The organism is Specibacter sp. BI4 (assembly GCF_056680095.1).
This window is the reverse complement of the sequence record NZ_CM155265.1, coordinates 3963242-3975053: the sequence shown is the minus strand read 5'-3', so window position 1 is coordinate 3975053 and position 11812 is coordinate 3963242. Positions and strand designations below refer to the sequence as shown.

Sequence of the window (11812 nt, the reverse complement as noted above, 5' to 3'; positions counted from 1 at the left end):
CCGGGGCCAATGCGGCACCTGCCCGGTCCAACGCCGGCACCTGCAGGGCTCATCCGCCGTCGTCCGCTTGAATCCGGGAATCCTGGGGTCAGAAGGCTATCGGTGCAGGGTCCCTTGGTTTTAGGCTTGAGACATGTCCCGGGAAGCGGCCGCCGCCGCAGATGACACGACCGCCGGCGTGGAAAACGCCGGCTGGGCTGATGCGCCCGAAGACGGTAACCGCACGTTCATGCACGTCTTGGTCAACACGGCCGTTGCCAACGTGACAACAAGCTTTCTGTGGTTTGCGCTGACCTTCTGGGTCTACCTTGAGACCCGGTCGGTGCTGGCGACGGGACTCGTCGGCGGCGCGTACATGCTGCTCGTGTCAATCTTCGGGCTGTTCTTCGGCGTGCTCGTTGACCGTTTTCGAAAACATGCAGTGATGTTGGGCTCCGCCCTCTGCACCCTCGCATTCTTTGGTCTCGCGGGCCTGATGTTCCTGCTGGTGCCTGCAGACGTGCTCTTGAACATCTCGGGCGTGTGGTTTTGGGTGTTTGCCCTGGTCCTGCTCGTCGGCGCCGTAATTGAGCAGTTGCGCAACATCGCCCTGTCCACAACAGTGACATTGCTTGTGCCCGCCGAACGCCGGGCCAATGCCAACGGCATGGTCGGGGCAGTCCAAGGCCTCGCCTTCCTCGTCACGAGCGTCTTGAGCGGCCTGGCCATCGGGATGCTGGGCATGGGCGGCACCATGATCATTGCGCTAGCCGCCAGCGTGGTCGTGCTGGCGCATCTGCTGGCCATTTCGATTCCAGAACCCAAGGTGCTGCGCGAGGGGGAGGGCACCGGACGTGCCGAACTGCGCCAGGGATTTGCGGCCGTCCGTGCCACCCGTGGGCTGTTGGCCCTGATCATCTTCACCACCTTCAACAACCTCACCGGCGGCGTGTACATGGCGCTCATGGACCCCTACGGGCTGATGCTCTTCCCCGTGGAGGTCTGGGGCGTGGTGCTGGGCGTGACAGCCACCGGATTCATCGTCGGAGGCGGGCTCGTGGCCAAGTTCGGACTGGGCCGAAAACCGCTGCGCACGATGCTTGTCCTGGTGGCCTGCACGGGCCTGTTGGGAGCCGTGTTCACGCTGCGTGAGTGGTGGTGGCTCTACGCGGTTGGCTTGTGGCTGTTCATGATCCTGATGCCCGCAGTGGAGGCGGCTGAACAAACAGTCATCCAGCAGGTGGTGCCGGCCAGGACGCAGGGGAGGGTCTTTGGCCTGGCCATGACCGTAGAAGCCGCAGCCACCCCCGTCACGGCGTTCATCATTGCACCGCTGGCCGAATTTTGGATCATCCCCTATATGAATTCCCCAGCCGGTGCGCAGCGCTGGGAATGGCTGCTGGGCAGCGGTGACGCCCGCGGCATCGCCCTGGTGTTCCTGGTCTCCGGACTCGCCTCCGTGCTTCTGGCGCTGGCAGCGCTGTGCTCGCGCCAGTACCGGCGGCTGTCACAGGAAAACCACGACGCCGGACAGGCTGCGGCAGCTGCCGGGCAGGGCGGTGGAGGGGCATGACACGGCAAAGTTCTTGCCCAAGCAACCGCCGTCGGCCCTCCCGGCGCAAAACCAGCATCCGTTATCAGATCTTTACGGATATATGTGTCCCGTCTCACATACTGGGTAGTAAGGTCAAATCACGTGAAGCCAACGGTTACGTGGGACGACGACGTTCCACGGGCCCTGATGCTAGCCTCGGAAGGCGCATAAATGAACCGCAATAGAGTTATGACCACACTGGCTGCCGCAGCCACACTTGGCATGCTGATGGCTGGATGTGCGAACACCGCTGCCCCGGAGGGCGGAAGCTCATCGGCGGCCGGAGGAGGCTCCTCCATCGATATTCCGGCGTTGACAACCATTGACACGCCAAAGGACGCGGTCCTGCCCGCCGGCGACGGCAAGGCCACCTGCCCCGCCACCACCACGCTGGCCTACGTTGGTGCCCAGACAGGTGCCAACGCCCAGCTCGGCATCAATATCTTCAACGGCGTGCAGCTGGCCATCAACGAGCACAACGCCGCGAACGCCGACTGCCAGGTCGTATTCAAGAAGTTTGACACTGAAGGCGATCCCAACAAGGCCACCGGCCCGGTCACCCAGGCCACGAAGGAAGAAGGCATCATTGGGGTTGTCGGACTGCCGTTCTCGGGCGAGTCCAAGGCCACCGGCAACATCTTCGAGCAGGTCAAGCTGGTCCATGTCACACCGGCAGCCACCAACCCGGACCTGACCGGCAACGGCTGGACCACGTTCTTCCGCGGATTGGGCAACGACGCGGTCCAGGGCCCGGCAGCTGCCAAGTTCATGACGGGCAAGTTGGGGGCGAAGAAGGTCTACATCGTCCAGGATGATTCCGAGTACGGCATCGGCTTGGGCAAGACCACCGCCGATGGCCTCGGTGACGCCTTGGTGGGCACCGACAAGGTCACCCAGGGACAGAAGGACTTCTCGGCCACGATCTCCAAGATCATGAACTCCAAGGCCGACGCCGTCTTCTACTCCGGCTACTACGCCGAAGGCGCCCCGTTTGACCAGCAGCTGGTGAACAAGGGCTACAAGGGAACGTTCGTTGGTCCGGACGGGCTCAAGGATGACCAGTTCATCAAGCAGGCCGGCGACGCATCCGCCAACGCGTACTTCACCTGCCCCTGCATCCCCGGCGAGCTGCTCCCCACCTTCGCCAAGGACTACAAGGCACTTGCCGGCATCGACCCGGGAACGTACTCCATTGAAGGCTACGACGCAGCCACCGTGCTGCTGTCAGGCATCGACGCCGGTAACCAGGACCGAGCGTCACTGCTCGAATGGGTCAAGACCTACGACAAGGACGGTCTGAGCAAGCACTACAAGTGGAACGAAAAGGGCGAGCTTCAGGCCCCGACTGTCTACGGCTACAAGACGGAGAACGGCAAGATTGTTCCCATCGGTGCCATCGGGGAGTAACCCCCCTCATGGCTGGTAATGCTGTGGGGAGGATTTCCGCCCCACAGCATTGCCGTGCAAGCACCCAATAGCCCACCTTTCAACTTGCCTCGGCCGCCGACATGACCTGCCGGACGCCGGGGAACGAAATGGAAACCTCCCATGATTCCAACCATACTTTTGGCCGCACCACCGGCCAGCGACTGGATTACGCTGGATTTTGCGGCGTTGGGGCAGAACTTCTGGTCCGCAACTTTTGACGGATTGACCTTTGGCTCCATCTACGCCCTGGTGGCTCTGGGCTACACCCTCGTTTACGGCGTACTGAACCTCATCAACTTTGCCCACTCCGAAGTTTTCATCATTGGCTGTTTCGGCGTGTGGTTCACTCTTTCCTTTCTGGGTTTCGGCCCGTCCGCCCCGAATCTTGATGTGGGCGCCATCGTCATAAATCTGCTGCTGGCGTTGATCGTGGGCATCGTAGCCGCCGCCCTGGCAGCCTTTTTGCTTGAACGGCTGGCCTATAAACCGTTGCGCAAACGCAACGCACCCCGCCTGGTCTTCCTCATCACGGCCATTGGTGCCTCCTTCACCATCCAGTACCTGATCTTCCTCTGGCGCGGGCCCGTTCCGGAACAGGCCCTGACCATGTTCCAAGTCACGCCGATTTTTGAAGTGTTCGGGACCTTCATCTACAACGACCAGATCCTGATCGTCACGGCCGCCGTCATCATGATGGTCATCACCGAACGTTTCATCAGCAAGTCCCGCACCGGCCGCGGCATCCGCGCCGTGGCCCAGGACCCGGACACGGCAACCCTGATGGGCGTGAACAAGGAAAAGATCATCATCACCACGTTCGTCATCGGCGGCATCCTCGCCGGCGCGGCCGCACTGTTCTACACCATGAAAATCCCCTCCGGCGTTGTCTACAACGGCGGCTTCATTCTCGGCATCAAGGCCTTTGCCGCCGCCGTCCTGGGCGGCATCGGCAACGTCCGCGGCGCCCTCCTCGGCGGGCTGCTGCTGGGCCTGATCGGCAACTACGGGCAGATCCTGTTGGGCAATTCCCAGTGGACCGACGTCGTCGCATTCCTGGTGCTGGTGCTGGTTCTCCTGTTCCGCCCCCAAGGAATCCTGGGCACCTCGCTTGGAAGGAGCAAGGCATGAGCATGTCAGACGGTCCAAAGCCGCTGCCAACCGCCAAATCCGAACAGGGCACAGCCGCCTCGGACGCCTTGGGAGTGCCGCTTGGCTCAAGTGCGGCCGTGCCGCGTGCGAACAGTAAATTTGGTGCGTGGAGTGACAGGTGGCGGGAAATGCCGCGCCAGAATCAGTGGCTGGTCCTCATCCCGATCGTGATCGTGGCGTTCCTGCTGCCCGTCATGAACATTCCCTTCATCACCACCGAACCAGGCAACGACTGGCCGCTGGCCTGCCAGCTCATGGCAATCTACGCGCTGGTCGCTGTCGGGCTGAACATTGTGATTGGCTACGCCGGCCTGCTCGACCTCGGCTACATTGCCTTCTTCGCCGTCGGCTCCTACACGGCGGCGATGCTGACCAGCCCGGACTCCGCGTTCATCAAGATCCCGTACCTGTGGACGCTCCCGGTGGCCATTGCGGTCTCCATGTTTGTCGGCGTCCTGCTGGGCCTGCCCACGCTGCGCCTGCGCGGTGACTACCTGGCCATCGTGACATTGGGTTTTGGTGAGATCGTGCGCATCCTTGCCACCATCATTCCGGCCATGAAGGGCCAGCCGGGCTTCCAGAACGTGGGCCACCCTCCCGGTGTCGGCGCCGACGGAATCCCCGTTTTCGCCAACTCCAATGGAACCCCCTGGTACTGGCTGACGCTGACAATCCTGATCATCATGCTCTTCCTGGTCGGCAACATGGAGCGCAGCCGCGTCGGCCGTGCCTGGATTGCCATCCGCGAGGACGAGGACGCCGCCGAGACCATGGGCGTACCAACGTTCAAGTACAAGGTGTGGGCGTTCGCGCTCGGCGCCGGTGTTGGCGGCTTGGCCGGGGCGCTCATGGGCGGCCAGGTTGGCTTCGTGAACAACCAGAAGTTCGACGTCGTGACTTCCATTTTGTTTGTTGCGGCAGTTGTCCTGGGCGGCTCGGGCAACAAGGTTGGCGCCATTCTTGGCGGTGCCCTGGTGGCCTATATTCCGCTGCGGTTTACGGCCATTGCCGAATACAAGTTCCTGATCTTTGGCATAGCGCTGATCTTCATCATGATCTACCGTGCCCAGGGCCTGGTTCCGGCCAAACAACGGCTGTTGGCCTACGGCACCAAGGCGTATGCTGCAGTCAGGCGCCAGTACGCCAAGGATTCCGGCAGGCCGGACGCACCGGACAAGCCAAGCGCACCGGACAAGCCGGGCGGGCCCGGCGCGGCTGCCACACTGCCGTCGCCCAAACACAAGGCTGAGGGGGCGCCATCATGAGCGAGGCATTGGATCCGCGCAGCGGAGTGGACGAAGCAGCACTGCTTGCCGGCGGCGTCGACCTGGAAACGGCCGAGGCCGTCGCACCCGACAGAAAGTTTTCCGTCGAAGTCGGAGAAGATTTGGTGGAGGTCAAGAACCTGACCATGAAATTCGGCGGGCTCCTGGCCATGGACGACGTCAGTTTCACCATCAAGCGCGGTGAAATCCTTGGTTTGATCGGCCCCAACGGCGCCGGCAAGACCACCTGCTTTAACGCGATGACAGGTGTCTACAAGCCAACCGGCGGACAGGTGCTGCTGGAGGGCAGGCTGCTCAATGGCATGAAGCAGCACAAAATTACCCGAGCAGGGTTGGCCCGCACCTTCCAAAACATCCGCCTCTTTGGTGAAATGACTGCCTTGGAGAATGTTGTGGTTGGTTTGGATGCCCGGCACAAAACCAGCGTGGTGGGGGCCCTGCTGCGCCTGCCGCGGCACATCAGGGAGGAAAAGAGCTCGATCGAGCGCGGCATGGCCCTGCTCGAGTTTGTTGGCATCGGCCATCAGGCAGCCACACTGTCGCGGCATCTGCCGTACGGCAGCCAGCGCCGCCTGGAAATTGCCAGGGCGCTGGCCACCGACCCCAAGGTGCTGTGCCTGGATGAACCGGCCGCCGGATTCAACCCGGCGGAAAAGGAAGAGCTCATGCAGCTCATCCGGACCATCCGGGATGACGGCTACACGGTCCTCTTGATTGAGCACGACATGAAGCTCGTCATGGGCGTCACGGACAGGATTGTGGTGTTGGAGTTCGGCAAGAAGATCGCCGACGGCAAGCCACACGACATCCGTGAAGACCCTCGCGTGATTTCCGCCTACCTAGGGGAGCCTGAAGATGACTTTGCTTGAGCTGGACGGCGTCTCAGTCCACTACGGGAGGATCCGGGCGATCAACAACATGTCCTTCACGGTGGACGAGGGCGAGATCGTCTCCTTGATCGGTGCCAACGGCGCCGGCAAAACCACCACCATGAAAACCATCTCCGGGCTGCTCAACCCCACGGGCGGTCACATCAAGTTCATGGGGGAGGACATCACGAAGATGAAGGCCCACATCAGGGTCGTGCAGGGCATTTCGCAGGCGCCGGAAGGGCGCGGCATCTTCCCGGCCATGACGGTGCTTGAAAACCTGGACATGGGCACCTTCGGGCGGAAGGACCGCAGCGGCGTGGCTGAGGACCTGGACCGCGTGTTCACCTTGTTCCCGCGGCTGAAGGAGCGCGAGAAGCAGTTTGGCGGCACCATGAGCGGCGGCGAGCAGCAGATGCTCGCCATCGGCCGGGCCTTGATGTCCCGGCCCAAGCTGCTGCTGCTGGACGAGCCCTCGATGGGGCTGGCCCCGCAGTTCATCCGGCAGATCTTCAAGATCATCACCGAGATCAACACCCAGGGCACCACGGTGCTGCTGGTGGAGCAGAACGCCAACCAGGCCCTGGCCCGGGCGCACCGCGCCTTTGTCCTTGAAACGGGCGAGATCACGCACAGCGGCACGGGCAAGGAGCTGCTGGCCAACCCGGCCATCAAGGAGGCCTACCTGGGCGTCGGCTGAGCTCGCGCCGCCAAGCACGACTGCGGGACGTCACCTTCCAGCCGGAAGGCGGCGTCCCGCCGTCGTCCCCCAACAAACCCTCTCGCAGCAATGGCGGCTATTTTCGAAACGCTCTCGCAAAGCCCGCACCGTGAGAAGTGTCCATTGCGAGAGCGTTGGGAAAAAGTGCCCCATATCTGCGAGAGCGTTTGGGAGGGGGAGGGTTAGAGGTCGGTGCGGGCGTCGTTGGGGTAGCTGACAGCTATTTGGCGGCGGACCTCGTCGAACAGTTCCATGATCGCCAGTGAATCGTCCAGCGGCATGGTCGTGCTCTCGGTCAGTCCGGCCTGGATGCACCGGGTCACTTCACGCAGCTGGTAGGTGTAGCCGCTGCCCGGGTAGTCAAAGGTTTCGGTGCGTTTGGCGTCGCCGGGTCCGGAAATGAGGAGCTGCCGGGGGTTGTTCAGCGAATCCACCGTTTCCAGATATCCCAGGGTGCCGGAGATGGTGGCCCGGCTGGGTCCCTGCGAGGTCAGGTGGCTGATCAGCTGGGCGTGCCCGCCGCCGGCGTAGCTGAGCGTGATGGTGTTTTGCGCGTCCACACCAAAGGAGGTGAGCGTGCCGGTGGCTGACACCGTCTCCGGCCGGCCCAGTGTTCCCCACGCCCACAGCAGCGGGTAGACGGTGAGGTCAAGGAGCGCCCCGCCGCCGTCGGCGGGGGCCCAGATGCGCAACGATTCATCCGAGGGCGCCACAAAGCCGAGGTCGGCCTGCACCCACTTCACCTCACCAATTTCGCCGGCGGCAATGATCTCCAGGGCGCGCTGGTAGCCCGGCACAAACCGTGCCCACACGGCTTCCATCAGGAACAGCCCCTTGGCCCGCGCCAGTGTGATCAAGGCGCGCGTCTCGGCAGCCGTGATGGTCAACGCCTTCTCGCACAAAACGTGCTTGCCGTTCTCCAGGGCGGCCCGTGCCACATCAAAGTGCTGCCCGTGCGGGGTGGCGATGTACACCACATCCACCTCCGGGTCCTGCACCAGCTGGAGGTGGCCGGGGGCACCCAGGCCGTCGGATCCGCCGTCGTAATAATGCGTGGCAAAGCCATACCGGGCGGCGAACCCGGCCGCGCCCTTCTCGCTGCGCGAACTCACTGCCTGCAGCACGGCGTCTTCCAGCAGCGCCAGATCGGCCGTAACCGTGCCGGCAATGTTTCCGGTGGCAATCACGCCCCAGCGCAGGGGAGTGCCGGTGGCGGCAAGGGTTTCGGGATTGAATGTGGTGTACCAGTCGGGACGTCCGACGAATCGTGGGGTGCTCATTCGCACATTCTGCCAGCAATGCACCGCCGGCGGGGAAACATGACAAGCGCTTCGACGAAAACCGTCGAATACACTTTTGGCGCTGGCCGATTTGCTGGCGCCGCCCGAAGGTCGGCTCCGCCCAGTAGGATGAATCGCATCTGCCTTGGAATTGGAGACTGACATGGCGCAAACGACTGAGACGGCTACGACTGTGGCCCAGGTGCTGGCCGAGCTGGCGGCGCTCGAGGACCCCAAGGCTCGCGCCATCAACGAGAAGCACGGCGACGACCACGGCGTCAACCTTGGCAAGCTGCGTGCCATTGCGAAGCGGCTGAAGGCCCAGCAGGACCTTGCCCGCGAGCTGTGGGCCACCGGCGACACCGCCGCACGGCTGGTGGCGTTGCTGATGTTCCGGCCCAAGTCCTTCACCGCGGAGGAGCTGGACACGATGCTGCGCCAGGCACACATCCCCAAGGTCAACGACTGGCTCGTGAACTACGTGGTGAAGAAGAGCGCCCACGCAGAGGAGCTGCGCCAGGCATGGTTTGCCGACCCCGACCCGGTGGTTGCGGCGTCCGGCTGGGCGCTGACCAGCGAACGCATTGTGAAGTCACCGGAAGGCCTGGACCTGCCCGGCCTGTTGGACATCATCGAGGCGCGGATGAAGTCCGCCCCGGACCGCCTCCAATGGGCCATGAACAATTGCCTGGCCCAGATTGGCATTGAAAACCCGCAGCTGCGGGCCCGCGCGCTGGAAATTGGTGAGCGCCTCGAGGTGCTCAAGGACTACCCCACCCCGCCCAACTGCACCTCCCCCTATGCGCCCATCTGGATCAACGAGATGGTCAGCCGGCAGGCCAAATAGGGAGCTGCGCTTGCGCAGCATCTGGCACCGCACCAGCACCGGCCGGCGGATACCCATCTTCATTGTTGCCGCACTGCTGGTGGCCGGAACCACCGTCACCTGCCGCCCGGCTGGGCACCGACCACGCGTGCCAAAAACGCAACTGAGGCACCCGGGAGCGAGCGAGAACGCCCAAGGCCCTGTCCGGCGTCGTCATTAAGAACGACGCCGGACAGGGCCTTGGGCGTTTCTGTCGCCTGGGGGCAGGATTACTTGGTCAGCGGACCCAGCACCTTGTCGTTGGCGAACTGCTCTGCAGCGTTTTCCTTCGTGACGATCTGGGGAACCAGCAGGAATGCCGGAACGACCTTCACGCCGTTGTTGTAGGACTTGGGGTCGTTGATTTCAGGGGTTTTGCCAGCCTGCAGGTCCTTGACCATCTGGATCGCGTGCTGGACCAGGGCCGTGGTGTCCTTGTTGATCGTGGAGTACTGCTCCCCGGCCATGATGGACTTGACCGACTCAACTTCCGCATCCTGGCCGGTCACCGTCGGGGTGGCCTTGCCTGCAGCCTTGACCGAGGTCAAAATGGCGCGTGCCAGGGTGTCATTCGGGGAGAGAACACCGTCAAGTGTTTCGCTGCCGTAACTGCCGACAAGGAGGGTGTCCATGCGCTTCTGCGCATTTTCTGCCTTCCAGTCCTGGGTGACAGCCTGCTCGAAGGTCTTCTGGCCCGAAACGACCTTAACCGTTCCGTCGTCGATCTTCGGCTTCAGAATCTTCATGGCACCGTCAAAGAAGACCTTCGCGTTGGCGTCATCCGGGGATCCGGCAAAGAGTTCAATGTTGTACGGGCCTTCGGGCTTCTTGGCCTTCATTCCGTCCAGCAGAGCCTGTCCCTGCAGCTCACCGACCTTGAAGTTGTCATAAGCAACGTAGTAGTCAACATCGGGCGTGTTCACGAGCAAGCGGTCATAGGCGATCACGGTTGCACCGGCATCCTTGGCCTGCTTGAGCTGGGTGCCGAGCTGGCCGCCGTCCAGTGCGCCGACGATGATGACCTTGGCACCCTTGGTGACCATGGCAGTGATTTGATTCTGCTGTTCGGAAACTCCAGCGTTGGCGAACTGGACATCTGCCTTGTAACCGGCGCCTGTGAGCCCGTCATTGAACAGCTTTTCGGCAAGTACCCAGTTTTCACTGGTCTTCTTCGGCAGTGCCACACCGATCAGGGAATCGGCGGCGAAGCCTGCGGCAGCACCTTCTGAGGCCGCGGGCGTCTCTGCCCGGCCACAACCGGTAAGGGCCAGCGATGATGCGGCCAGGATAACGGCCATTGTCTTGACCGTCTTGTTGAATTTCAACATGGTGCTTCGCTTTCTGTTGGGTTTTTGTAAAAGAAGAGGAAGTTTTAGGCCTCGGTCTTGATGGTGCCCTTGAGCGGTTCGGCCACTTCAAGATCGGGGTTGTTGCTGCCGCCAAGTCTCTTCATCATCAAGCCGATGAAGGACGCCTTGCCCTGGCTCTTGTTGTAGACGTCAAAGACGACAGCTGCCAGGAGAACCAGGCCCTTGATGATCTGGGTCCAGTCGGATCCAACACCCAGCAATTGCAGGCCGTTGTTGAGTACGGCCATGACCAAACCACCGATCATGGAACCGACCACTGTGCCCACACCGCCGGTGACGGCTGCGCCACCAATGAACACGGCGGCGATGGCATCGAGTTCCCAGCCAACACCGTCCGACGGGCCGGAGGCGTTGGCACGGGCAACGAAGATCATGCCGGCCAGGCCGGCCAACATGGACATGTTCAGCATGACCAGGAAGTCGGTGCGCTTGCTCTTGACGCCGGAGAGTGCGGCGGCGTGGCGGTTGCCACCCACTGCGTATACGTGGCGGCCAATCGTGGTGCGGGAGGAGATGAAGCCGTAAATCAGGACCAGAACACCGAGAATGATGCCGGGGATCGGGAAGGACGTGCCGGGGCGGCCGGTGGCGAACAGGTAGGTGACATAAAGGATGACGGCGGCGAACACCACAACCTTGGTGACGGTGACCCACAGCGGCTTGACGTCGGAACCCAGCGCCACAGCCTTGCGGCGGCTGCGGAATTCTCCCCAGACCAGGGCCACAACACCGAGGATGCCGATGAGGAGCGTCAGGTTGTTGTAGCCGGTGTTCGGGCCAATTTCGGGCAGGTAACCGGCGCCGATGGTTTGGAATTCCTTGGGAACGGGGATGGTCAATGACTCGCCAAAGAGCTGGTTGGCGCCGCGGAACAGCAACATGCCGGCCAGAGTCACGATGAAGGCGGGAATGCCCACAAAGGCCACGAAGAAGCCCTGCCACGCACCGATGGCGGCGCCCAATGCCAATCCGACGACGATGCCCATGTACCAGGGCAGGCCCCAGTCACGCATGACCAGTGCCACGACGATGCCAACAAATGCAGCGACGGAACCCACTGAGAGGTCAATGTGGCCGGCGATGATGACCAGCACCATGCCGATGGCAAGGATCAGGATGTAGGAGTAACCGTTCATCAAGTTGATGACGTTGTCAGGGGTGAGAATCAACCCATCCGTCCTCCACTGAAAGAAGAGCACCAAGGCGACGAGGGCAAAGATCATGCCGAATTGGCGTGAATTGCCGCCGAAGAGTTGTTTGAAGATGTTCAT

General features: G+C 62.3%; 10 protein-coding genes. 7 read left to right on the top strand and 3 right to left on the bottom strand.

The window, feature by feature from the left end; all coding sequences use genetic code 11:
* Positions 1–133 precede the first annotated feature (133 nt).
* The 6 genes from AC1L6K_RS17965 (at position 134) to AC1L6K_RS17940 (ending at position 7005) form a co-directional block, all read left to right on the top strand.
* Entirely contained in the window at positions 134–1552 is a 1419-nt protein-coding gene (locus AC1L6K_RS17965; protein WP_480950191.1) for an MFS transporter, read from the top strand.
* Between the two features lie 192 nt (positions 1553–1744).
* A complete protein-coding gene (locus AC1L6K_RS17960; RefSeq protein ID WP_480950190.1) occupies positions 1745–2980 on the top strand; it encodes a branched-chain amino acid ABC transporter substrate-binding protein in 1236 nt (411 codons plus the stop codon).
* A gap of 141 nt (positions 2981–3121) precedes the next feature.
* Entirely contained in the window at positions 3122–4129 is a 1008-nt protein-coding gene (locus AC1L6K_RS17955) for a branched-chain amino acid ABC transporter permease (RefSeq protein ID WP_480950189.1), read from the top strand.
* A complete protein-coding gene (locus AC1L6K_RS17950; protein ID WP_480950188.1) occupies positions 4126–5415 on the top strand; it encodes a branched-chain amino acid ABC transporter permease in 1290 nt (429 codons plus the stop codon). Before AC1L6K_RS17955 ends, AC1L6K_RS17950 begins: the two co-directional genes overlap by 4 nt.
* A complete protein-coding gene (locus AC1L6K_RS17945; protein WP_480950187.1) occupies positions 5412–6305 on the top strand; it encodes an ABC transporter ATP-binding protein in 894 nt (297 codons plus the stop codon). Before AC1L6K_RS17950 ends, AC1L6K_RS17945 begins: the two co-directional genes overlap by 4 nt.
* On the top strand, positions 6292–7005 hold the full coding sequence (locus AC1L6K_RS17940) for an ABC transporter ATP-binding protein (protein WP_480950186.1): 714 nt from the start codon (positions 6292–6294) through the stop codon (positions 7003–7005). The genes AC1L6K_RS17945 and AC1L6K_RS17940 overlap by 14 nt, the downstream gene beginning before the upstream one ends.
* Positions 7006–7208: 203 nt before the next feature.
* Here AC1L6K_RS17940 and AC1L6K_RS17935 read toward each other — a convergent pair whose 3' ends face one another.
* Positions 7209–8306 (bottom strand): Gfo/Idh/MocA family protein, encoded by a 1098-nt coding sequence (locus AC1L6K_RS17935; protein WP_480950185.1) that lies wholly within the window; start codon positions 8304–8306, stop codon positions 7209–7211.
* Between the two features lie 163 nt (positions 8307–8469).
* Here AC1L6K_RS17935 and AC1L6K_RS17930 point away from each other — a divergent pair, with 163 nt between their 5' ends.
* Positions 8470–9153, top strand: coding sequence for a DNA alkylation repair protein (locus AC1L6K_RS17930; RefSeq protein WP_480950184.1), 684 nt, complete (start codon positions 8470–8472; stop codon positions 9151–9153).
* A 248-nt stretch (positions 9154–9401) separates the two neighbouring features.
* Here the strand turns inward: AC1L6K_RS17930 and AC1L6K_RS17925 are convergent, their stop codons facing one another.
* Both AC1L6K_RS17925 and mmsB read right to left on the bottom strand, forming a co-directional pair.
* Positions 9402–10499: a substrate-binding domain-containing protein gene (locus AC1L6K_RS17925; protein WP_480950183.1), complete on the bottom strand. Its 1098-nt coding sequence runs from the start codon at positions 10497–10499 to the stop codon at positions 9402–9404.
* A 44-nt stretch (positions 10500–10543) separates the two neighbouring features.
* Positions 10544–11812 carry a multiple monosaccharide ABC transporter permease gene (gene mmsB, locus AC1L6K_RS17920; RefSeq protein ID WP_480950182.1) on the bottom strand — a complete coding sequence of 423 codons (1269 nt, stop codon included), beginning with the start codon at positions 11810–11812 and terminating at the stop codon, positions 10544–10546.